At 70.3% G+C, this 21,358-nt stretch carries 20 protein-coding genes; 10 read left to right on the forward strand and 10 right to left on the reverse strand.

Going from position 1 to position 21,358, the window contains the following annotated elements; genetic code table 11:
• Positions 1-8: 8 nt before the first annotated feature.
• Positions 9-1,520 (reverse strand): molybdopterin-dependent oxidoreductase, encoded by a 1,512-nt coding sequence (locus PP359_RS10760; RefSeq protein ID WP_499250555.1) that lies wholly within the window; start codon positions 1,518-1,520, stop codon positions 9-11.
• A 94-nt stretch (positions 1,521-1,614) separates the two neighbouring features.
• On the opposite strand from PP359_RS10760, the gene PP359_RS10765 reads away from it, so the two are divergent.
• Genes PP359_RS10765 through PP359_RS10780 form a run of 4 tightly spaced genes read left to right on the forward strand, consistent with a single transcriptional unit; the run spans position 1,615 to position 5,920 of the window.
• Positions 1,615-3,519 carry a circularly permuted type 2 ATP-grasp protein gene (locus PP359_RS10765; RefSeq protein ID WP_499250556.1) on the forward strand — a complete coding sequence of 635 codons (1,905 nt, stop codon included), beginning with the start codon at positions 1,615-1,617 and terminating at the stop codon, positions 3,517-3,519.
• Complete coding sequence (locus tag PP359_RS10770) at positions 3,513-4,445, forward strand: alpha-E domain-containing protein (protein ID WP_005047726.1); 933 nt, start codon at positions 3,513-3,515, stop codon at positions 4,443-4,445. Before PP359_RS10765 ends, PP359_RS10770 begins: the two co-directional genes overlap by 7 nt.
• Positions 4,442-5,287, forward strand: coding sequence for a transglutaminase family protein (locus PP359_RS10775; RefSeq protein WP_499250557.1), 846 nt, complete (start codon positions 4,442-4,444; stop codon positions 5,285-5,287). The genes PP359_RS10770 and PP359_RS10775 overlap by 4 nt, the downstream gene beginning before the upstream one ends.
• A 42-nt stretch (positions 5,288-5,329) precedes the next feature.
• Positions 5,330-5,920, forward strand: coding sequence for a TetR/AcrR family transcriptional regulator (locus tag PP359_RS10780; protein WP_112931914.1), 591 nt, complete (start codon positions 5,330-5,332; stop codon positions 5,918-5,920).
• Here PP359_RS10780 and PP359_RS10785 read toward each other — a convergent pair whose 3' ends face one another.
• Genes PP359_RS10785 through PP359_RS10795 form a run of 3 tightly spaced genes read right to left on the reverse strand, consistent with a single transcriptional unit; the run spans position 5,921 to position 10,012 of the window.
• Positions 5,921-6,421 carry a MaoC family dehydratase gene (locus PP359_RS10785; RefSeq protein ID WP_005047720.1) on the reverse strand — a complete coding sequence of 167 codons (501 nt, stop codon included), beginning with the start codon at positions 6,419-6,421 and terminating at the stop codon, positions 5,921-5,923.
• A complete protein-coding gene (locus PP359_RS10790) occupies positions 6,418-8,397 on the reverse strand; it encodes an acetyl/propionyl/methylcrotonyl-CoA carboxylase subunit alpha (protein ID WP_499250558.1) in 1,980 nt (659 codons plus the stop codon). The genes PP359_RS10785 and PP359_RS10790 overlap by 4 nt, the downstream gene beginning before the upstream one ends.
• Positions 8,398-8,401: 4 nt before the next feature.
• On the reverse strand, positions 8,402-10,012 hold the full coding sequence (locus PP359_RS10795) for a carboxyl transferase domain-containing protein (protein WP_499250559.1): 1,611 nt from the start codon (positions 10,010-10,012) through the stop codon (positions 8,402-8,404).
• A gap of 75 nt (positions 10,013-10,087) precedes the next feature.
• Between PP359_RS10795 and PP359_RS10800 the strand changes: the two genes are divergently transcribed.
• Positions 10,088-10,579, forward strand: coding sequence for a MarR family winged helix-turn-helix transcriptional regulator (locus PP359_RS10800; RefSeq protein ID WP_167487129.1), 492 nt, complete (start codon positions 10,088-10,090; stop codon positions 10,577-10,579).
• On the opposite strand, the gene PP359_RS10805 is transcribed toward PP359_RS10800, so the two are convergent.
• Complete coding sequence (locus tag PP359_RS10805) at positions 10,564-11,100, reverse strand: MarR family winged helix-turn-helix transcriptional regulator (RefSeq protein ID WP_499250560.1); 537 nt, start codon at positions 11,098-11,100, stop codon at positions 10,564-10,566. The genes PP359_RS10800 and PP359_RS10805 overlap by 16 nt on opposite strands.
• Positions 11,101-11,201: 101 nt before the next feature.
• On the opposite strand from PP359_RS10805, the gene PP359_RS10810 reads away from it, so the two are divergent.
• Both PP359_RS10810 and PP359_RS10815 read left to right on the forward strand, forming a co-directional pair.
• Positions 11,202-11,528: a DUF7882 family protein gene (locus tag PP359_RS10810; RefSeq protein ID WP_036317578.1), complete on the forward strand. Its 327-nt coding sequence runs from the start codon at positions 11,202-11,204 to the stop codon at positions 11,526-11,528.
• Positions 11,525-11,863, forward strand: coding sequence for a hypothetical protein (locus PP359_RS10815; RefSeq protein ID WP_005047706.1), 339 nt, complete (start codon positions 11,525-11,527; stop codon positions 11,861-11,863). Before PP359_RS10810 ends, PP359_RS10815 begins: the two co-directional genes overlap by 4 nt.
• 43 nt (positions 11,864-11,906) lie before the next feature.
• Here the strand turns inward: PP359_RS10815 and PP359_RS10820 are convergent, their stop codons facing one another.
• The gene (locus PP359_RS10820) at positions 11,907-12,263 is read right to left on the reverse strand and encodes a hypothetical protein (RefSeq protein ID WP_005047703.1); all 357 of its coding nucleotides are present in this window, start codon (positions 12,261-12,263) and stop codon (positions 11,907-11,909) included.
• Positions 12,264-12,308: 45 nt separating this feature from the next.
• Positions 12,309-12,911, reverse strand: a complete 603-nt coding sequence (locus PP359_RS10825) for a TetR/AcrR family transcriptional regulator (RefSeq protein ID WP_295819610.1) — start codon at positions 12,909-12,911, stop codon at positions 12,309-12,311.
• A 72-nt stretch (positions 12,912-12,983) separates the two neighbouring features.
• Between PP359_RS10825 and PP359_RS10830 the strand changes: the two genes are divergently transcribed.
• Positions 12,984-15,041 carry a beta-galactosidase gene (locus PP359_RS10830; RefSeq protein WP_295776606.1) on the forward strand — a complete coding sequence of 686 codons (2,058 nt, stop codon included), beginning with the start codon at positions 12,984-12,986 and terminating at the stop codon, positions 15,039-15,041.
• Entirely contained in the window at positions 15,038-15,619 is a 582-nt protein-coding gene (locus PP359_RS10835; RefSeq protein WP_499250561.1) for a DUF1349 domain-containing protein, read from the forward strand. Before PP359_RS10830 ends, PP359_RS10835 begins: the two co-directional genes overlap by 4 nt.
• On the opposite strand, the gene PP359_RS10840 is transcribed toward PP359_RS10835, so the two are convergent.
• The 3 genes from PP359_RS10840 to rhaI are packed head-to-tail and all read right to left on the reverse strand — an operon-like array spanning position 15,620 to position 20,242.
• Positions 15,620-17,041, reverse strand: coding sequence for a rhamnulokinase (locus PP359_RS10840; protein WP_135948935.1), 1,422 nt, complete (start codon positions 17,039-17,041; stop codon positions 15,620-15,622).
• Positions 17,038-19,074 carry a bifunctional aldolase/short-chain dehydrogenase gene (locus PP359_RS10845; protein ID WP_499250562.1) on the reverse strand — a complete coding sequence of 679 codons (2,037 nt, stop codon included), beginning with the start codon at positions 19,072-19,074 and terminating at the stop codon, positions 17,038-17,040. The genes PP359_RS10840 and PP359_RS10845 overlap by 4 nt, the downstream gene beginning before the upstream one ends.
• A gap of 1 nt (position 19,075) precedes the next feature.
• Complete coding sequence (rhaI, locus tag PP359_RS10850) at positions 19,076-20,242, reverse strand: L-rhamnose isomerase (RefSeq protein WP_499250563.1); 1,167 nt, start codon at positions 20,240-20,242, stop codon at positions 19,076-19,078.
• A 103-nt stretch (positions 20,243-20,345) separates the two neighbouring features.
• Between rhaI and PP359_RS10855 the strand changes: the two genes are divergently transcribed.
• Positions 20,346-21,347: a LacI family DNA-binding transcriptional regulator gene (locus PP359_RS10855; RefSeq protein ID WP_499250564.1), complete on the forward strand. Its 1,002-nt coding sequence runs from the start codon at positions 20,346-20,348 to the stop codon at positions 21,345-21,347.
• Positions 21,348-21,358: the final 11 nt, after the last annotated feature.

The raw sequence follows: 21,358 nt of genomic DNA on the forward strand, positions 1-21,358 counted from the left end.
GCCCGGCCTCAGGCCACGGAGACCGAGACCCGCGGCCACCCGGTCGCGCCGTCCGGCGCCGGTGGGGCGACCGTCTGCGTCTGCGGCTGCCCGTCGATGCCGATCGCGCGGGCCACGATCGTGTGCTGTCCCGCCGTCGCCCGCCACGGGAGCGACCACTGCACCCAGGTGTCGGCCGAGATGGCGGTCGCGAGCGTCGCGTCCTGCCACTCGCCGCCGTCGATCTGCACCTGCACACCGCGAACGCCCACGTGCTGCTGCCAGGCGACGCCGGCGATCACCGTGTCGCCGGCCGCGACCGTGTCGCCCCGCCGGGGGACGTCGATGCGGCTGGCGAGCTTGATCGGGCCCCGCTCCGACCACCCGCGCGGCGTCCAGTACCCTTGCGCATCGGAGAAACGGGTGACCTCCAGGTCGGTCACCCACTTCGTCGCCGACACATAGCCGTACAAGCCCGGCACGACCATCCGCACGGGGAAGCCGTGGGCGAGCGGAAGCGGCTCGCCGTTCATCCCGACGGCGAGGATCGCATTGCGCTCGTCGGTGAGCGCCTCCAGCGGGGTGCCGGCCGTGAAGCCGTCGATCGACGTCGAGAGCACCATGTCGGCATCCGCCTGCACGCCGGCCCGCGACAGCAGGTGTCGTATCGGGTAGCCGAGCCAGCGCGCAGTGCCGATCAGATCGCCGCCCACCTCGTTCGAGACGCACGTGAGGGTGATCACGCTCTCTTCCAGGGGAACGGCGAGCAGCTCGTCCCAGCCGATCTCCACCTCGGTGTCGACCTTGCCGTGGATACGCAGCCGCCAGGTCGCCGGGTCGATCTGCGGCACCGCGAGCGCCGTGTCGATCCGGTAGAAATCGCCCGTGGGCGTGATGACCGGCGCGAGCTGCGGGATGCCGAGGTCGGCGCCGGCCGGCACGCTCACCGTCTTCGTGGCGCGCGGAAGCGTGATCGCCGCGCGAACCGCGGTCGCGGCACGGGCCCCCGTCTGCAGCGCCCACCCGCCGACGGCGGCCAGAGCGCCCGTCGCCGCCGCGCCGGCGGTCCACAGGAGGAAGGTGCGGCGAGAGGTGACCGCAGCATCGTCGGCGGAGGGCGCGGTCACGGCGCGCGGCGCGAGCAGGCTCAGGGCGAGGAGCGTGGCGCCGGCGCCCACGGCGGGGGCCACGACGGCCAGCGCGGCGGCATCGGCCCGTGACACGGCGGCCACCGCGCCCACCAGCCCCAGCACGACGACGAGAGCCTGCGCGGCGCCCATCGAGCGGCGGGCGAGCAGACCGGCGCCGGCTCCGATCAGCAGCAGCGCGATGGCGACCGCGGTGACGAGCGCCGCCTTGTCGCCGGTGCCGAACAAGGCGATCGCGAGGTCCTTTCCCCACGGCGGGGCGAGGTCGATCAGTGCCCCGCCGACGGCGGCGATGGGACTCGCCCCCACGAGGGCGCCGGCAAGCTCGCCGAGCCCGGCACCGAAGGCGGCGGAGGCCGCGCCGGCGGCGGCTGCCCGTGCTCGCGTACGCATGCGCTGATCCTAAGTCGCCGCGGACGGCGCGCGGGCGGATGCCGCGGCATCCGTCGTCACACTCAGGAAACACGGCCCGGACTAGGCTCATGGCATGGGTGACCTGTTCGACGGATACGGCTCGACGCTGGCTCCGCGCAAGACCGTCTCCGGCGTTCCGGCCTTCGACGAGATGTTCGCCGCGCCCGCCTCCGCCGGCGCCGCGGCGACCTCTCGTCCGGCCTACCGAGAGTTGTATCAGGCGCTCGCCAAGATGACTCAGGAGGAGCTGCGCGGACGCACCGAGTCGCTCGCCAGCTCGTACCTCGCGCAGGGCGTGACCTTCGACTTCGCCGGAGAGGAGCGTCCGTTCCCGCTGGACGCCGTGCCCCGTGTGATCCAGTACGACGAGTGGTCGAACATCGAGAAGGGCGTGCAGCAGCGCGTGCGCGCCCTCGAGGCGTTCCTCGACGACGCCTACGGCCACCAGCACTGCGTGCGCGACGGCGTGCTGCCGGCCGCGCTGATCGCCTCCAGCCAGTACTTCTACCGCCAGGCCGCCGGCATCCACTCGGCCAACGGGGTGCGCATCCAGGTGGCCGGCATCGACCTCATCCGCGACGAGAACGGCGAGATGCGGGTTCTCGAAGACAACGTGCGGGTGCCGTCCGGCGTCAGCTACGTCATCTCCAACCGCCGGGTCATGGCCCAGACGCTGCCCGAATTGTTCGTCTCGATGCGGGTGCGCCCGGTCGGCGACTACCCCAACAAGCTGCTGCAGGCCCTTCGCGCCTCGGCCCCGCCCGGCATCGACGACCCGAACGTCGTCGTGCTGACGCCGGGTGTGTACAACTCGGCCTACTTCGAGCACACGCTGCTCGCACGCCTCATGGGCGTCGAGCTGGTCGAAGGGCGCGACCTGCAGTGCGTCGGAGGCAAGGTCTTCATGCGCACCACTCGCGGGCCGCGCCGCGTCGACGTCATCTACCGCCGTGTGGACGACGACTTCCTCGACCCGCTGCAGTTCCGCGCCGATTCGATGCTGGGAGCGCCCGGCCTCATGCTCGCCGCGCGGCTGGGCAACGTGACGATCGCCAATGCCGTGGGCAATGGGGTGGCCGACGACAAGCTGCTCTACACGTACGTGCCCGACCTCATCCGCTACTACCTCGCGGAGGAGCCGATCCTCAAGAACGTGGACACGTGGCGGCTGGAGGAGCCGGCCGCCCTCGAAGAGGTGCTCGACCGGCTGGACGAGCTCGTCGTGAAGCCGGTCGACGGCTCGGGCGGAAAGGGCCTCGTGGTCGGCCCCGACGCGTCGCCCGCCGAGCTCGAGAAGCTGCGCAAGAAGCTCATCCGCGACCCGCGTGGGTGGATCGCTCAACCGGTTGTGATGCTCTCGACCATCCCGACCCTCGTCGAGGACGGGATGCGCCCGCGCCATGCGGACCTCCGTCCGTTCGCGGTCAACAACGGCGACGAGGTCTGGGTGCTGCCCGGGGGCCTGACGCGCGTGGCCCTGCCGGAGGGGCAGCTCGTCGTCAACTCCTCACAGGGTGGCGGCTCGAAGGACACCTGGATCGTCGGCGGCGACGCCCCCCACCGCGGTGACCGCGTCGTGCAGACCGCGGGCGGCCTGGCGGGTCTGGTCGCCGATCAGGCCTCGGTCACCGAGGCGATCCCGATCATCTACGACGCGCAGGGCGAGCAGTCGCATTCCCCGCAGGATCGTCCACTGAGCACGCAGGAGCAGCAGCAGCAGCAGCAGCAGGGCCGCGACACCCAGGAGGTGAAGCGACAGCCGGCGGTGATGCGACAGTCGGCGGTGCGGCGACAGCCGCCGGTGCGGGATGCCGCGGCATCCACCCGCCAGCATGTCCCAGAATCTGTCGTCTGCAAGGGCCTGGGGCGACCAGAAGTGGGACACAGTGCGCAACAAGTGGGACACGGTGGGCTGCAAGGGGGACACGCTCGTGCGGCGGATGCCGCGGGTGCGGATGCGGAGGTGACGCCATGCTGAGCCGCATCGCCGAGAGCCTGTTCTGGATCGGGCGCTACATCGAGCGCAGCGACGGCACCGCGCGCATCCTCGACGTGCACCTCCAGCTGCTGCTGGAGGACCCCTGGATCGATGAGGACACGGCGTGCCGCTCGCTCATGGGCGTCATGGGCTCGGTGCCGCCACCGCCGACGGTCGAGGTCACCCGCTCCGACGTGCTGACCAGCCTCGCCGTCGACCGCGCCAACCCGTCGAGCATCGCCTACGCCGTGCAGGCGTCGCGGGAGAACGCCCGCCGGGCGCGCGAGATCGTCTCGACGGAGCTGTGGGAGACCCTGAACACGACCAATTCTCGGATGCCCCGCCGCCTGCACAACGAGAAGGTGCACGAGTTCTTCCAGTGGGTGCGGGAGCGCTCCGCGCTCGCCGTCGGCATCACCGACTCCTCCACGAGCCGGGACGAGGCGTGGCAGTTCCTGACGCTGGGGCGGGCGATCGAACGCACCGACATGACCGCACGGCTTCTCGCGACGCGCGCGCTGACAGAGGCATCCGGTCCGTCGTGGACGACGATCCTGCGCTCCTGCGGCGCCTACGAGGCGTATCTACGCACCTACCGCGGGATGCCGAGCGCGTCCAACGCAGCTGAGTTCCTGCTGCTGGACCGGCTGTTCCCGCGCTCGATCATCTACTCGATCGCCCAGGCCGAAGCGTGCATGCGGGAGATCGATCCGGTCGCCGACCGCGTCGGCCATTCCAACACCGTGCTGCGGGCGCTGGGACGCATCCGCAACGACCTCGAGTACCGGCCGATCGGCGAGATCCTCAGCGAGCTGCCCGATCACATGGAGCGTGTGCAGAAGGTCACGCGGGAGGCCTCGGAAGCCATCCGCGGGCGCTTCTTCCCCACGCACGCCGAGCCGAGCTGGATCGGAGAGACATCATGATGCGGCTGCGGATCGAGCACACCACCGGCTTCGCCTATCAAGGAGACGTAGGGGCGTCGTACAACGAGGCGCGGATGCTGCCGATCTCGACCGACAGTCAGTTCGTGCTGAGCTCGCAGTTGGACATCGACCCCTCGACGAGCGTCAACTACTACCTCGACTACTTCGGCACCCGGGTCGCCGCGTTCGACGTGCTCGCCGGCCACCGGGCGCTGGAGATCACGGCACGCTCTCTCGTCGAGGTGCGCCCGCGTCCGCTCGACTTCCCCGAACTGAGCTGGGAACGGCTCGCTGCCGAGAGCGTGCGCTCGATCGGCACGGTCGAGATGCTGGGGCAGTCGACCCGCACCAGTCCGCACCCCGAGGTCGCCGAGCTCGCGCGCACCATCGCCGGCCGCCACGACGAACCGGCCCGCGCGGCGCTGGAGATCGCGACCGCCGTGGGCGACGCGATGGAGTACATGCACGGCATCACCGGGGTGCATTCGACCGGTGCGGAGGCATGGGCGGAGCGCAAGGGGGTCTGCCAGGACATCACCCACATCACCCTCGGGGCGCTGCGCGAAGTCGGCATCCCCGCGCGCTATGTGTCCGGGTACCTGCATCCGCAGCCGGATGCCGAGGTCGGCGTGCCCGTGACGGGTGAGTCGCACGCCTGGGTGGAGTGGTTCTCGGGCGGCTGGCAGGGCTTCGACCCGACGAACAACGCCGAGATCGGCGACCGGCACGTGCTGGTCGGCCGCGGCCGTGACTACAACGACATCCCGCCGCTGCGGGGCGTCTACGCCGGCCCGTTCAAGAGCAACCTGCACGTGAAGGTCACCATCACCCGGGAAGCGTGACGCCTCCGCGGGGACTGCGCAGCGGCTCGGTAGGCTGAACCGGTGACGACGTGGCGCAGCTCGCAGAAGGCTGATCGTCGAGCACGCCTGCTCACGGAGGCCGCCGCGCTCTTCGCCCGGCGCGGATTCGCGGCGGTGACCACCGTCGAGATCGGGGAAGCCGTCGGGATGAGCGGCCCGGCCCTGTACAAGCACTTCCGGAGCAAGGATGCGCTGCTGGCGGAGCTGCTTCTCGACGCGAGCGAGCGTCTGCTCCAGGGCGCTCGGGAGATCCTCGGTGCCGGCCCGGTGACGGATGCCGCCGCGGCGCGTGCCGCGCTGGACGAGCTGATCGCGTTCCACATCGGCTTCGCGACCGCCGCCCCCGACATCATCCGCATCCAGGACCGGGAGCTCGCCGGACTCGATGCCGAGACGAACCAGCGCGTACGGCGGCTGCAGCGCGAATACGTGCAGGACTGGGACACCGTGCTCGCATCCGCCGTTCCCGGCCTGAGCGCGCCCGAACGCGAGACGCGGCTGCTCGGGGTCTTCGGGCTGCTCAACTCCACGCCCCACAGCGCGCCCGCCGGCGGCGAGGAGGCCGCCGGCATCCTCGCCGCGATGGCGCGCCGGGCTCTGGTCGAGGGGTGATCACGCACCCGTCGCCGCGGCGGGCAGGCACCGCATGAGGGTGGTGCGCGTTGCGGTGGCCACCACTTCGCTGCGCTGGTTGCGCATCGTGTGCGCGAACTCCACGATGCCCTGCCCCGGTCGGGACGACGAGAGGCGGGTGCCGACGACGACCGTCTCGGCGTAGAGGGTGTCGCCGACGCGCACCGGCGCCGGGAACGCCACCTGGCCGAAGCCCAGGTTCGCCACGATCGTTCCCTGCGTGAGCTGGGCAACCGACAGGCCGACCAGCGTCGACAGGGTGAACATGCTGTTGACGAGGCGCTCCCCGAACTCGGTGCCCGCAGCCCACGCCGCGTCGAGGTGGAGCGACTGCGTGTTCATGGTGAGCGTCGTGAACAGCACGTTGTCGGCTTCCGTGACCGTACGGCCGGGGGCATGCACGTAGAGCGCCCCCTCGATGAACTCCTCGAAATAGAGCCCCCGCTGCTCGATCCGTGCCGCGGCGATGCCGTCGCTCATGCGTCTTCCCTCTCGATCGTGGCCACGACGCCGCCGCGGGCGACCTGATCGCCGGCGGCGACGGTCAGCCGCACGGTGCCGCCCACCGTTGCGCGCAGCACATGCTCCATCTTCATCGCCTCCACCGCGACGATCGCGTCGCCCACCTCGACATGGGCGCCCTCGTCGACCGCCACCATGACGACCGTGCCCGGGAGAGGGGAGGTGAGTGTGGGGGAGGCGTCGGCGGTGCGGTCCGCTCCATATGTCGCGCGGTGCTCGCGCACGAGAACCGCGTCTGCGTCAGTACGGAGCCAGACCCCGCCCGATCCCGCCGCGAACGGGAAGGAACGCCGGTGACCGCCGATGCCGACGCTCGCCCGGCCGCCGTCGAGAGCGACGGTGGCCGCTTGCGGTTCCCCGTCGTCGACCGCGACGCGCAGCGGCGACGCCCACACGCGGACGCGAGCGCGGCGCGCCGGTGTCTCCAGATCGAAGACGGTCGCCGCCGCCGCGCCCAGGCGCCATCCGTCGGCGCGCGCCCAGGGTCCTGTCGGACCCGTAGCGATGGTGCCGGTCGGCTGTGCGTGCATGACGAGCGCGGTTTCCGCGAAGGTGCGCTCCGAGGTCTCCGGAAAGGGCAGGTGCTCGAAGACGCGGGCGATGAGCCCGGTGTCGAGCTCACCGGCGATGACTTCGGGCCGCTCGAGCAACAGCTTCAGGAAGGTGAGGTTGGTCTCGAACCCGAAGATCGCTGTCTCGGCGATGGCATCCACGAGACGACGCCGCGCCTCCTCGCGGTTCGGAGCCCACGCGATGAGCTTTGCGAGCATCGGGTCGTAGTCGGTGGAAACGTCGAGGCCGTCCTCGAGCGAGGTGTCCACGCGGATGCCGGGTCCCGACGGGTGCACGACCCGTTCGACCCGGCCGCCGGTGGGCAGGAACCCCGCTTGCGGATCCTCGGCGTAGACGCGCACCTCGATGGCATGGCCGTTCAGGCGCACGTCCTGTTGCTGGAACGGGAGCGCCTCGCCCGCCGCGATGCGCAGCTGCAGCTCCACCAGGTCGAGGCCGGTGACCAGTTCGGTGACGGGATGTTCCACCTGCAGGCGCGTGTTCATCTCCATGAAGAAGAACTCGTCCGGACGGTCCGCGGGGACGATGAACTCCACGGTGCCGGCGCCCACGTACCCGACGCTGCGCGCCGTCTCGCATGCGGCGGCCCCGATGCGGGCACGCGTCGCGGCATCCAGCAGGGGAGAGGGAGCCTCCTCGACGACCTTCTGATGCCGTCGCTGCAGCGAGCACTCGCGTTCGCCGAGGTGCACGATGTTGCCGTGGAAGTCGGCGATCACCTGCACTTCGATGTGCCGTGGCGTCGTGACGTAGCGCTCCAGAAACAGGGTGTCGTCACCGAAGGACGCCGCCGCCTCGCGCCGGGCGGCGGCGACGGCGGCCGAAAGCTGCGCCTCCTCCTCGACGACGTGCATCCCTTTGCCGCCCCCGCCCGCGGAGGGCTTGATGAGGACGGGGAAGCCGACTCCGGCAGCGCCGTCGATCAGCTCCGCGTCGGTGAGGCCGGCGCGCGCAAGCCCCGGCACGGTGGGCACACCCCGGGCTTCCACCGTCCGCTTGGCCGAGATCTTGTCGCCCATGATCTCGATCGCCTCGGGGCTCGGGCCGATGAAGACGACGCCGGCTTCGGCGCAGGCGCTCGCGAAGGCGGCGTTCTCGGCAAGGAAGCCGAAACCGGGGTGGACGGCCTGCGCGCCCGTTTGCCGCGCGGCATCCAGCACGCGCTCGATGGACAGGTAGCTCTGGGCGGCGGGGGCGGGCCCGAGGCGCACCGCCTCGTCGGCGAGGCGGACGTGCACGGCACCCGCATCGGCGTCGCTGAAGACGGCGACCGAGCGGATGCCGAGGCTCCGGAGCGTACGGATGATGCGCACGGCGATCTCGCCGCGGTTGGCGACGAGCACCTTCGTGATGGTGGTCATGCGATCACATCCGGAAGACGCCGTAGCCGGCGTCGGTCATCGGGACACGGGAGACGACGTCGAGGGCGAGTCCGAGCACGTCGCGGGTCTGCGCGGGCTCGATCACGCCGTCGTCCCAGAGCCGCGCGGTGGAGTAGTAGGGGCTGCCCTGGCGTTCGTACTGGTCGCGGATGGGCGCTTCGAACGCCGCCTTCTCCTCCTCGGTCCAGGCGTTGCCGGCGGCGCTGAGCTGCTCGCCTCGCACGGTGGACAGCACGGATGCCGCCTGTGCGCCGCCCATGACCGACACCCGTGCTCCCGGCCACAACCAGAGGAAGCGCGGCGAGTAGGCGCGACCGCACATGGAGTAGGTCCCGGCACCGAACGACCCGCCCACGACGACCGTGAGCTTGGGCACGCGGGCGCAGGCGACGGCGTTGACCATCTTCGCGCCGTGCTTGGCGATGCCGCCGTGCTCGTATTCGCGCCCCACCATGAAACCGGTGATGTTCTGGAGGAACAGCAGCGGGATGCCGCGTTGGTCGCACAGTTCGATGAAGTGCGCCCCCTTCATCGCCGACTCGGCGAACAGGACGCCGTTGTTGGCGACGATGCCGACCGGGTGGCCGTGGATGTGTGCGAAGCCGGTGACGAGGGTCTCGCCGTACTCCTGCTTGAACTCCGCGAACCGGCTGTCGTCGACGAGCCGTGTGATGATCTCGCGCGCGTCGTAGGGAGTGGTCAGCTCGACCGGGACGACGTCGTAGAGGGTGTCGGCGTCGTGCGCGGGCGGATCGGCCGGGCCGAGATCGTACGGCAGCGCGGCGCAGCGCGGCAGCGTCTCGACGATGTCGCGAACGATCTGAAGGGCGTGATGATCGTTCTCGGCGAGATGATCGGTGACACCCGAGATGCGCGAGTGGGTCACCCCGCCCCCGAGTTCCTCCGCCGTCACGACCTCGCCGGTCGCGGCCTTGACCAGAGGCGGACCGCCGAGGAAGATCGTGCCCTGGTCGCGCACGATCACGGTCTCGTCGCTCATCGCCGGGACGTAGGCGCCGCCGGCGGTCGAGGAGCCCATCACCGCGGAGATCTGCGCGATGCCGTCGCGCGACATCCGCGCCTGGTTGTAGAAGATGCGGCCGAAGTGCTCGCGATCGGGGAACACCTCGTCCTGGAGGGGCAGGAACGCGCCGCCGGAGTCGACGAGGTAGATGCACGGGAGGCGATTCTCGGCCGCGACCTCCTGTGCGCGCAGGTGCTTCTTCACCGTCATCGGATAGTACGTGCCTCCTTTGACGGTGGCGTCGTTGGCGACGACCATCACGTGCCGCCCGTGGACGAGGCCGATGCCGGCGATGACGCCGGCGGCGGGAGCGTCGCCGCCGTAGAGACCGTGCGCGGCGAGGGGGGCGAGTTCGAGGAACGGGCTTCCGCGGTCCAGCAGCACGTCGATCCTGTCGCGAGCCAGGAGTTTGCCGCGGGCGGTGTGCCGCTGGCGCGCGCTGTCGGGGCCGCCCCGCGCGGCCTCCTCGCGCACCTCGCGCAGCGCCGCCACGAGCTCGCGGTACCCGTTCGTCGTCGTCGACACGGCATCCTCATTTCGGTTATCAATCAGTAACCCAATCAGGAACATAGCGCCTGAGGCGAGGATTGTCCACCGTCATCATCGATCTGGGACCGGAGCACGATGGTGCGGCACAATATTGCGATGAGCACGCCCGCCGAGCAGCCGCCGTCCTACTGGTACGTGGACGAGGACGCGCGCTCGACGTCGGTCATGGAGGCCATGCGCTCCTACCGGGCTGCCGAGGTCGCGATGCGGCGGAGGACCCAGCAGTCGATGGACATGGGGGAGAACGAGCTCCTCGTGTTGCGCTTTCTCGCACGCGCGCATATGCGCGGCGAGAACGTGACGCCCGTCACCCTGAGCCGCTATCTCGGGATCACGTCAGCGTCGACGACCGCGCTGCTTGATCGGCTCGAGAAATCGGGCCACATCACGCGCACGCCCAATCCGGACGACCGGCGCAGCGTCCTCATCCGATCGAGCGAGAAGTCCGACGACGAGGTGCGTCACACCCTGTCGGCCATGCACGAGCGCATGATGGCGGTCGTGCGGGAGATGGATCAGGACCAGCGCGACACCGTCATCCACTTCCTCGACGCGATGCGCGTCGCGGTCGATCACATCGACGCGTAGTCGCGAGCGCCCGCGGGGTCGGCGATATCGTCGGCGGCGCCGGTCGCCGCATCCAGGAAGGCCAGCACTGCTGCGCGACCGTCGTCGGAGAGCTGATCGATGGCGTGCGCGACACGGTCCTCGAACGCGTCGACGAGGGCGGCAACCTCGGCTGCCGCGCGCTCGGTCGGTGCGATGAGGATGCTGCGACGGTCGGTGGGGTGGCTCACGCGCTGAACGCTGCCGAGCCGCTCCAAGCGATCGAGCAGCGCCGTCGTCGATGCCGAGCTGATGCCCAGGTGGCGCGAGATCTCGCTCGGCTTGACATCGGTGCCCGCGCGGTCGCAGGCCAGCACGTACTGGAGAATGCGAAGTTCGTTCTCACCCAGGGCGGCATGGGTGCGCACGCGCTGATGCATCTGCGCGTCTGCCGCTCGAAAGCGTGCGAGCGCTTCCAGCACGGGGGCCGTGTCGGATGTGTGTGCGGTCGTCACCTCACTCACCTCCCAGAAGAAGTCGTCGCCGAAAAAGTCCGGTGTCACCAATATAGCTCATGAATTATCTCGCTTGACTAACTACTTATCCACGGAATAACCTTTCTCGTAACAGACCTGGCGTACCGCGCCACACGGAGGGAGTCACGATGGGACGCATGTACTACGGCAACAGCGCCGACGCCATCGAGATCGACGATGTCGACCTCGCCCACCTTCGGATGGTGACGATGACGAAGCTGCGCCGGTCGGAGGGCTTCAGCCTGACGTTCTCCTCGCCCGCCTACGGACGGACCGCCCTGTGGGTGCACAGTGCGATTCCCCTGCGCTTCGAGTTCGACGACGCGGAGCCGATTCGCCTCGACCCCGCGCGGGTGAACGAGATCGCCCAGGCGGCGGCTTCGGCGGCTGGAGTGGTGATGGAGCGTGCGCTGACCACCGCACCGTCGCGCGCGGAGCTGGCGGCCGTCGCATGAGCATCATCGCTCCCGCGTCTCCGGGGCGCGTCACCTGGGCTCGCGTCAGCGAGGGCTTCTTCGTCGCCTCGCGTGCCGGCGACTACGTGGGCTGTGTGGAGGCCACGCCCGACGGTCACTTCGTGGGTTTCGACTCGCGATCGACCCCGGTGGGCCGCTACGTGAGCCTTGCGGAGGCCCAGCGCGCTGTGTTCACCGCGCACGCGGTGCGGCCCGAGTCCGGTGTCGAGTCGTCGCCGCGGGCGCAGGTGCTGTGGCAGACGGCGGCAACGGTGAGCGGTGTCGTCGCGCTGGGAGCCTTGGCGACCGCCGTCCTCACGACTCCTCTGATCTAGACCGCGTGATCTAGACCGCGAGATCACAGGGGCGTGGCGATGCTCAGACTCCCGCGGCGGTTGCCTCGGCGATGGCCTGTTCGGTGCGTCCCTGCAGGTAGCCGCACAACTCGGCGAGGTCGGACAGATCTGCTGACAGTCGCGCAACGCCCGTGGCATCGAGGTCGAAACTCTCGGTCCGGGGCTCGAACGTCACCATCCACCGCGGGTGGCCGTCTGCGATGACCGGCTGGATGTAGGTGACCGTGGACGCGTTGCTCAAGGCGACGACGACGAGGCCGGAGTCCGGTCCCGGAGTGAAGTCCTTCTCGAGAACCGATACGGAGGAGGCCTCGACGTTGCGGTCCTCGAGGTAATCGCGCACCCATGAGGCGACCGTTTCCTGGTTGCGATAGGGCATGGGGCCTCGATTCTCGGCTTCAGCGTGCCGGAAGGCACAAACCCATTATGCCGCCCGTGGTCGCAGTGCACTCGACAGAAGCAGGGACATGGCCGCCACGGGGTCCGAATCATCGGCGAGCCAGCGGATCTGAACGCCCTCCCACCCCGTGATGACCAGGGCGGCCAGAGCGGTGTCGTCGCCGACGGGCGGGTCGATCCTTCCGGCGGCGCGATCGGCGGCGATCGCGCCGGCGTAGTCGGCGATGACGCGCGCGTACCGCTGGCGCAGCCAGTCGTGCGCCTCGTGTCCGGGGTAGGTGGCCTCCGCCGAGACGATGGAGAACATGCGCACCAGCTCGCGACGGTCGAGATTGCGTTCGACGATGCCCAGCACGGTCGGGATGAGTCCGTCGCGACGGGTGCGTTCCAGGAAGTCGGCATCTGCGGCATCCTCCTGCTCCAAGACCGCTGCCAGCAGCGACACCTTCGTCGGGAAGTGATGCATGACCGTCGTCAGGCCGAGCCCCAGTTCAGCGGCGATCTGACGCAGGGAACCTCCGCGGTAGCCGTGGGCGCTGAAGATCGCCGTCGCCGACGCGATGATCTCCGCGCGCCGTTCGGCCGACTTCGCGTACGGACCGCGGCGAGCCGGAGTCGGGGTCGTCATGGCATGACAGCGTACCGTGGCGCCCGCCGAAAAAACCGTGCATGTGCACGATATTCGATATAGGATGCCGTCATGGCAACGCAGGCACGGGAGTATCGCTGGGTCCGAGACGGCGCGACGGGGGCGCGGCGCATGCGCTACGGCGCCGACTACAACCCCGAGCAGTGGTCGCGCGACGTCTGGGCAGAGGACATGCGTCTGATGCGCGAGGCCGGAGTGAACGTCGTGTCACTCGCGATCTTCTCGTGGGCGCTGCTGGAGCCGCGTCCGGGCGAGTACGACTTCGCCTGGCTCGACGAGGTCATCGATCTGCTGCACGAGAACGGCATCGACGTCGACCTTGCCACGGCGACGGCGTCGCCTCCGGCCTGGCTGTCGCAGCGGCACCCCGAGATCCTCCCGCAGACCGAGGACGGCACCGTGCTGTGGCCGGGTGCGCGTCAGCACTGGCGGCCCACCTCGCCCGTGTTCCGCGAGCACGCGCTGCGACTGGTGCGCGCTCTCGCAGAGCGCTACGGCGATCACCCTGCGATCATCGCCTGGCACATCTCGAACGAACTGGGCTGCCACAACATCTACGACTACTCCGACGACGCCGCCCGGGCCTTCCGTGCGTGGCTGCGGCAGCGTTACGGCACGCTCGACGCCCTCAACGACGCCTGGGGAACGGCCTTCTGGTCGCAGCACTACACCGAGTGGGATCAGATCCTGCCGCCGCGCACCGCGCCCACGCACCGCAACCCCGGCCAGCGGCTCGACTTCGAGCGGTTCTCGTCGGACGCGGTGCGCGATCACCTGCGCGCCGAGGCCGCCGTGCTCGCCGAGGTGACGCCCGACATCCCGTTCACGACGAACTTCATGGTCGCGCAGAACGTTCGGGACATCGACTACCCCTCGTGGGCCGGGGACGTCGACTTCGTCTCCAACGACCACTACCTGCGGCCCGGCGAGGTCGGCCGTGATGACCTCTCCTTCTGGGCGAACCTCACCGGCAACATCGCCGAGGGGCGGCCCTGGTTCCTGATGGAGCACGCGCCGAGTGCCATCAACTGGCGCGAGGTGAACCCGCCCAAGCGGCCGGGCGTGCTGCTGCGCGACGCGCTGACCCACGTCGGGCACGGGGCGGATGCGGTCTGCTTCTTCCAGTGGCGCCAGTCCCGCGCCGGCGGCGAGCGGTATCACTCGGGCATGGTGCCGCACGCCGGCGAGCACAGCCGTGTGTTCCGTGACGTCGTGGCGCTCGGTGCACGTCTGCAGGAACTGTCGGAGGTCACCGGCTCGCACCGGGAGCGTGCACGCGTCGCGGTCGTCTTCGACTACGAGTCCTGGTGGGTCAGTGGGCGCGACTCGCACCCCACCGACGCGATCCGCTACGACGACGAGACGCTGGCCTGGTATCGCGCGCTGCTGGACCTCGGCGTGCGCGCCGACGTCGTTCCCGTCTCGGCATCCCTCGACGACTACGAGGTCGTCATCGCGCCGATGCTGCACGTCGTGCCCGACGCGTTGCGCACCCGGCTGGAGACCCTCGTGCGCAGTGGCCGCCATCTCGTGACGACGTACTTCTCCGGAATCGTCGACGAGCACGACCGGGTCTGGCTGGGCGGCTACCCCGGCGCGCTTCGCGAGGTGCTCGGCGTGACGGTCGAAGAGTTCGTGCCGCTTCTGCCCGAGGAGGAGGCCGTGCTCGCCTCCGGGGCACGGGCGGCGCACTGGAGCGAGCGGATCGCCCGCGTCGGCGCCGACGTCGAGGTGCTGGACACCTATGCGGCCGGCGACCTCGCCGGGATGCCCGCCGTCACCCGTCGCCGGGCCGGCGACGGGTCGGCGACCTACGTCTCCGCCGACCTCGGTCGGGAGGGCGCCCGCGCCCTGCTCGAGCGTCTCGCCGGTGACATCGACGCACTCGCGGCCGACCCGCTCGCGGCCGGAGGCCGGCTCGAGGTGATCGTCCGCCGCGGTCAGGCGCGTCGGCACGTGTTCCTCGTCAACCGCACCGACGAGGAGGTCGTCGTCGATGCCGGAGACGGTCTGCGCGTCGCCCCGCGCGGCGTGGAGGTGCTGACCCTCCCCGTCGGTGCGTCCGACGAGGCGGCCGTCGGGGCTGCGCACGGCAGGATGGGCTCATGAGAGAACGTGTCGCCTGGGATGCCGCAACGTGGACGAGTCCGCCGGCCGCGGTGAGTGAGCGGGACGGCGCGCTGGTGGTCACCGCCGTCGAAGGCAGTGACGCATGGCGCCGTACGGCGTATGGGTTCATCCACGACACCGAGCATGCGCTGATCGCACCGCTGCCGGTCGGGACGGCCATGGAGGTCGTCTTCGAGGCCGACTTCACAGCGCAGTTCGATCAGGCGGGACTGTTCGTGCGCGCCGACGATGAGCGCTGGATGAAGGCCGGAGTCGAGAACGCCGACGGTGTGCTCGGCGTCGGCGCCGTCGTCACCGACATCATGTCGGACTGGTCGGTCGGGGCGGTGCCGGAGTGGGCCGGGCGGCCGTTGCGCGTGCGCGTGAGCCGTGGCGAGGATGCCCTCACGGTGCGCGCCGGCGTCGACGGCGAGCCGTTGCGTCTGGTGCGGGTCGCGCCGTTCCGCGGCGATCTCGACGCGCAGGCAGGACCGATGGTGTGCGCGCCGACGCGCGCCGGCCTCGAGGTCGTGTTCACCGAGTGGCTGCACACCGACGCCGACGCGTCGCTGCACTGATCACGCCCGCGGCTCGTACCGGCGCAGCTCCTGTGTGCGCGCGACGAGGTCTCGCAGCTGTTCGAGCTCTCCGTCGATCACGCCCGCCGCGCGTGCCTGGATCAGGACGTTGCCGAGCGCGGTCGCCTCGACCGGTCCCGCCACGACGGGCACGCCGCACCGGTCGGCCGTGCGCTGACACAGCAGTTCATTGAGTGCACCGCCGCCGACGAGGTGGACGGTGCGCACGTCCACGCCGCCCAGCCGGGACGTGGTGGCGACGGCATCCGCGAAGGCCTGCGCGAGCGACTCGACGATCGCGCGCACGTACGCGGCGCGCGTGCGCGGCGGGGCGAGACCGTTCTCATCGCACCACGCGTCGATGCGCGCGGGCATGTCGCCGGGGGCGAGGAAGCGGGGGTCGTCGACGTCGAACACGGGCGCGGCGGATGCCGGCACCTGCGCCGCCGCGGCCAGCAGCGTCGCCAGCTCGACGTCCCCGCCATCGCGCGACCAGCCGCGGACTGCCTCGCTGAGGATCCACAGCCCCATGACGTTGTGCAGCAGGCGCACGCGCCCGTCGACGCCGCCCTCGTTGGTGACGTTCGCGGCGCGCACCGCGGGAGTCAGCACCGGATGGGCGACCTCGACGCCGACCAGCCCCCAGGTTCCGCACGAGATGTAGGCGGCGGCCTCGGCCCGCATGGGCACGGCGACGACGGCGGATGCCGTGTCGTGCGAGCCCACGGCGATGACCGGCGCGGTGCCGCCCACACTCGCATGGACGTGGGGGAGGAGCTCTCCGATCCGCTCGCCCGGAGCGATGAGCGGCGGGAGCACGGTGCGCGGCAGTCTGAGAGCGGACACGAGCTCGTCGTCCCATGTTCGCCTGCGCGCGTCGAGCAGCCCCGTCGTCGATGCGTTGGTGAGCTCGGCGCGGCGAGCGCCGGTGAGCCAGAAGGCGATGAGGTCGGGGATCAGCAGCAGCGTGTCGGCGGTCGCCATCAGCTCGGGCGGCTCGGCGGCCAGTTGGTACGCCGTGGTGAACGGCAGGAACTGCAGGCCGTTGCGCGCGAACAGGTCGTCGCGTGCGATGGCGGTCTCCACCGCCGCGACGCCGCGGGCGGTGCGCTCGTCGCGATAGTGGAACGGGATGCCGAGCAGCCGCCCGTCGCGCAGCAGCGCGTAGTCGACGGCCCACGAGTCCACGCCGATGCTCGCGATCTGCGGTTCGCGGCGGAAGGCGTCCCGCAGGCCGTGCACGGATGCGGCATAGAGCCCTGCGGCATCCCAGTGCAGGCCCGTGCCCAGGCGGATCGGATCGTTGGGAAATCGCGCCACCGTCTCGGTGTCGAGGATGCCGCGCCCGACCCGCCCGAGCACGACGCGCCCGCTGGTCGCGCCCAGATCGATCGCGGCGACCGCGCGTGGCGTGTGGATCATCGCAGGAACGCGGCCGCGACGCCGGAGTCCACCGGGACGTGCAGGCCCGTGGTGCGCGACAGCTCGGGTCCGGTGAGCACGAAGACCGCGTCGGCGACGTTCTCGGGCACCACCTCGCGCTTGAGGATCGTGCGGTTGGCGTAGAACTGGCCGAGATCCTCCTCCTTGACCCCGTAGGTCGCCGCGCGGTTCGCGCCCCAGCCCGCGGCGAAGATCCCGGAGCCGCGCACCACGCCGTCGGGGTTGACGCCGTTCACCCGCACCCCGTGTTCACCCAGCTCGACCGCGAGCAGACGCACCTGGTGCGCCTGGTCGGCTTTCGTCGCCGAGTAGGCGATGTTGTTCGGTCCGGCGAAGACGGAGTTCTTCGAGGAGATGTAGATGACGTCGCCGCCCATCCTCTGCGCGATGAGCGCCGCTGCGGCGGCCTTCGACACCAGGAACGAGCCCTTGGCCATGACGTCGTGCTGCAGGTCCCAGTCCTTCTCCGTCGTCTCCAGCAGCGGCTTCGACAGCGAGAGACCGGCATTGTTGACGACGAGGTCGACGCCGCCGAAGGCGAGGATCGTCTCGTCGATCGCGGCCTGGACGGCCTCGGCATCCGCCACGTTCGCCGCGACGCCGATCGCCACGTCCGGCCCGCCCAGCTCCGCGGCGGCGGCCCGGGCCTTCTCGAGGTCGAGGTCGGCGACCACGACGCACGCACCCTCGGCGGCCAGGCGTGCGGCGATCGCTTTGCCGATGCCGGAGGCCGCGCCCGTGACGAACGCGATGCGCCCCTGGTGGCTCTTCGGCTTCGGCATCCGCTGGAGCTTGGCCTCCTCCAGGGCCCAGTATTCGATGCGGAACTTCTCGGCGTCCGAGATCGGGGTGTACGTGGAGACCGCCTCGGCGCCGCGCATGACGTTGATGGCGTTGACGTAGAACTCGCCCGCCACTCGCGCCGTCTGCTTCGTCGCGCCGTAGGAGAACATCCCCACCCCCGGCACGAGCACGATGAGCGGGTCGGCGCCGCGCATCGCGGGACTGTCGGCGTCGGCGTGCGCGTCGTAGTACGCCCGGTAGTCGACACGGTAGTCCTCGACCAGCTCGTGCAGGCGGCCGAGCTGGTCGTCGAGGGAGGCCGTCGCGGGCAGGTCCAGCAGCAGCGGCTTCACCTTGGTGCGCAGGAAGTGGTCGGGGCAGCTCGTGCCCAACGCCGCGAGGCGCGGCGACGCCTCGGACGCGAGGAATTCCAGCACGGTGTCGCTGTCGGTGAAGTGACCGAGCATCGGACGATCGCTGGAGACGAGGCCGCGGATGGTGGGCGCGAGCGCCGCCGCGCGGGCACGCCGCTGCGCGAGGGGAAGGGCCTGGTAGCCGTCCCGAACTCCTCCGAACGGAGCCGGATCGCCGTGTTCGGCGAGGTAGGCGGCGGCCATCGCGATGATAGTGGAGGAGTTTCGCTCGGCCTCGGCGCTGGTCTCGCCCCATGCGGTGATGCCGTGGCCGCCGAGGATCGTGCCGATCGCCCGGGGGTTCTCGGCCCTGATCGCCGCGATGTCCAGCCCGAGCTGGAAGCCCGGACGGCGCCAGGGCACCCAGACGACCGTGTCGCCGAAGATCGCGCGGGTGAGCGCGGGGCCGTCGGCGGCGGTGGCGATCGCGATGCCCGCATCGGGGTGCAGGTGGTCGACGTGGGCGGCATCCACGAGCGCGTGCATCGCGGTGTCGATCGAGGGAGCGGCGCCGCCCTTGCCGTGGAGGCAGTAGTCGAACGCGGCGACCATCTCGTCCTCGCGGTCGACGCCGGGGTACACGTCGACGAGCGCGCGCACGCGGTCGAGGCGGAGCACGGCCAGTCCCGGCTCGGTGAGCGTGCCCAGGTCGCCGCCGGAGCCTTTGACCCAGAGCAGCTCGACGGGGGCTCCGGTGACCGGGTCGGTGTCCGTGCCCTTGGCGGACGTGTTGCCGCCGGCGTAGTTCGTGTTCGCGGGGTCGGCGCCCAGACGGTTGCTCCGGGCGAGGAGTTCGGCGACGGTGGGGTTCGTCATCTCAGGCACCCCATCCCGCCTGCACGCCGCCGACGCGCTCGGCCGCACTGCGTTCCGCGTAGCCGGATGCCGCGTAGGCGGCCATCGGGTCGGCGGGAAGTCCCCGCTCCACGCGCCAGGCGGCCAGCTGAGGCCGGACATCCGTCTGGAACGCGTCCATGAGGATCGCGTTCGCGGCGAGCACGTCGTTGTTCTGCTGAGCGGCGCTCAGCGCCTCGCGGTCGAGCAGGAGTGCGCGCGCCGTCATCTCCTGCACATTGAGCACCGAGCGGATCTGGCCCGGGATCTTGTCCTCGATGTTGTGACACTGATCGAGCATGAACGCGACATCCGGATTGTTCAGACCGCCGCCGCGGATGACCTCCACGAGGATGCGGAACAGCTGGAAAGGGTCGGCCGCCCCGACGATGAGGTCGTCGTCTGCGTAGAAGCGGCTGTTGAAGTCGAAGGAGCCGAGTCGTCCGAGTCGCAGCAACTGCATGACGATGAACTCGATATTGGTGCCGGGGGCATGGTGGCCGGTGTCGAGGCAGACCATCGCCCTCTCGCCCAGGGCCGCCACCTGCACGTAGGAGGTGCCCCAGTCGGGAACGTCGGTGTGGTAGAAGGCCGGCTCGAAGAACTTGTACTCCAACACGAGGCGCTGCTCATCGCCCAGGCGTGCGTAGATCTGCTGCAGCGAGTCGGCGAGGCGATCCTGTCGGTCCCGCATGTCGTTCTGGCCGGGGTAGTTGGACCCTTCGGCCAGCCAGATCTTCAGGTCGCGCGAGCCCGTGGCATCCATGATGTCGATGCACGCGAGGTGATGGTCGATCGCCTTGCGGCGGATGCGTTCGTCGTGGTGCGTCAGCGCGCCGAACTTGTAGTCCTCGTCCTGGAAGGTGTTCGAGTTGACGGTGCCCAGGCGCACGCCGTGGTCTTCGGCGTGGCGGCGCAGGGCAGCGTAGTCCTCGACCGCGTCCCAGGGGATGTGCAGCGCGACGCTCGGTGCGAGCGCCGTGTGACGGTGCACCTGCGCGGCATCCGCGATCTTCTCGAACGGATCGCGGGGCGTGCCGGGGGTGGGGAAGACCCGGAAGCGGGTTCCCGAGTTGCCGAAAGCCCACGAGGGCAGCTCGATCGCCTGGGCGGCGAGGGTGGACAGGTTCTCTGGTGACAGCGTCGTCATTCTTGGGCTTCTCTCGACAGGCGTCTGATTCTGGAACGCATATTGAATCGTTTCAAACGGTAGTGTCGTTGACACGATTCGTCAAGATCGACAGGGGGCGGAGATGGGCGTCAGTGTGAAGGACGTCGCTGCCGCCGCGGGCGTCTCGGTGGGCACGGTCTCCAACGTGCTCAACCGACCCGAAAAGGTCGCCGCCGAAACCGTCACCCGGGTGCAGAGCGCCATCGAGCGTCTCGGATTCGTGCGCAACGACGCGGCGCGCCAGCTGCGCGTGGGTCGCAGCCGCGCGATCGGGCTCGTCGTGCTCGACACCGCGAACCCCTTCTTCGCCGAGGTCGCGCGCGGGGCCGAGGAGCGCGCCGCGGCCGAGGATCTCGCGGTGCTGTTGGGCAACAGTGATCATCTGCGTGACCGCGAGGACGCCTACCTCGACCTGTTCCGCGAGCAGCGCGTCAACGGTGTGCTCCTCACGCCGACCGCGCGTGATGCGTGGCCGTTCGAGCGGCTGCGCGCCGCGGGAATCCCCGTGGTGCTCGTCGACGCGGAAGATCACGAACGGCGGGTGCCTTCCGTCGCCGTCGACGACGTCGAGGGCGGATTCCTCGCCGCGGCACATCTGCTGGCTCTCGGCCGGCGTCGACTGGCCTTCGTCGGTGGGCCCGCCCACGTGCGGCAGGTCGCCGACCGACTCGCCGGCGCACGCCGTGCGCTCGCCGCCGTCTCGGATGCGACGCTCGAGGTCGTCGACGTCGACGCGCTCACGGTGCTCGCCGGACGCCGTGTCGGCGACGCGCTCGCCGCCCGAGCGCCCGCGGATCGGCCCGACGCCGTGTTCTGCGCCAACGATCTGCTCGCCGTGGGGCTGCTGCAGGGGGCAGCGATCCTCGGCGGCATCCGCGTCCCCGAGCAGCTCGCCCTCATCGGCTACGACGACATCGATTTCGCGGCGACGGCCGTCGTGCCCCTCTCCTCCATCCGCCAACCCGCGCGGAGCATCGGGGCGAGCGCAGTGGAGCTGCTGCTCGAGACGCTCGACGATCCCGCGGCGACGCGCGCCGTCCGCTTCCGTCCGGAGTTGGTGGTGCGGGCCTCGACCGGCTCGTGAGCGCGGGCGCG

It is taken from the genome of Sphingomonas sp. BLCC-B65 (assembly GCF_028550675.1).
Lineage (GTDB): Bacteria > Actinomycetota > Actinomycetes > Actinomycetales > Microbacteriaceae > Microbacterium.

Coding starts and splice junctions, on each gene's coding strand:
- PP359_RS10845 (WP_499250562.1), bottom strand. CDS start 19,074: ATGACGAACCCCACCGTCGCCGAACTCCTCGCCCGGAGCAACCGTCTG.
- PP359_RS10795 (WP_499250559.1), bottom strand. CDS start 10,012: ATGTTCCTGATTGGGTTACTGATTGATAACCGAAATGAGGATGCCGTG.
- PP359_RS10785 (WP_005047720.1), bottom strand. CDS start 6,421: ATGAGCGACGGCATCGCCGCGGCACGGATCGAGCAGCGGGGGCTCTAT.
- PP359_RS10855 (WP_499250564.1), top strand. CDS start 20,346: ATGGGCGTCAGTGTGAAGGACGTCGCTGCCGCCGCGGGCGTCTCGGTG.
- PP359_RS10810 (WP_036317578.1), top strand. CDS start 11,202: ATGGGACGCATGTACTACGGCAACAGCGCCGACGCCATCGAGATCGAC.
- PP359_RS10775 (WP_499250557.1), top strand. CDS start 4,442: ATGATGCGGCTGCGGATCGAGCACACCACCGGCTTCGCCTATCAAGGA.
- PP359_RS10820 (WP_005047703.1), bottom strand. CDS start 12,263: ATGCCCTATCGCAACCAGGAAACGGTCGCCTCATGGGTGCGCGATTAC.
- PP359_RS10760 (WP_499250555.1), bottom strand. CDS start 1,520: ATGCGTACGCGAGCACGGGCAGCCGCCGCCGGCGCGGCCTCCGCCGCC.
- PP359_RS10765 (WP_499250556.1), top strand. CDS start 1,615: ATGGGTGACCTGTTCGACGGATACGGCTCGACGCTGGCTCCGCGCAAG.
- PP359_RS10840 (WP_135948935.1), bottom strand. CDS start 17,041: ATGATCCACACGCCACGCGCGGTCGCCGCGATCGATCTGGGCGCGACC.
- PP359_RS10800 (WP_167487129.1), top strand. CDS start 10,088: ATGAGCACGCCCGCCGAGCAGCCGCCGTCCTACTGGTACGTGGACGAG.
- PP359_RS10825 (WP_295819610.1), bottom strand. CDS start 12,911: ATGACGACCCCGACTCCGGCTCGCCGCGGTCCGTACGCGAAGTCGGCC.
- PP359_RS10830 (WP_295776606.1), top strand. CDS start 12,984: ATGGCAACGCAGGCACGGGAGTATCGCTGGGTCCGAGACGGCGCGACG.
- PP359_RS10815 (WP_005047706.1), top strand. CDS start 11,525: ATGAGCATCATCGCTCCCGCGTCTCCGGGGCGCGTCACCTGGGCTCGC.
- rhaI (WP_499250563.1), bottom strand. CDS start 20,242: ATGACGACGCTGTCACCAGAGAACCTGTCCACCCTCGCCGCCCAGGCG.
- PP359_RS10835 (WP_499250561.1), top strand. CDS start 15,038: ATGAGAGAACGTGTCGCCTGGGATGCCGCAACGTGGACGAGTCCGCCG.
- PP359_RS10770 (WP_005047726.1), top strand. CDS start 3,513: ATGCTGAGCCGCATCGCCGAGAGCCTGTTCTGGATCGGGCGCTACATC.
- PP359_RS10790 (WP_499250558.1), bottom strand. CDS start 8,397: ATGACCACCATCACGAAGGTGCTCGTCGCCAACCGCGGCGAGATCGCC.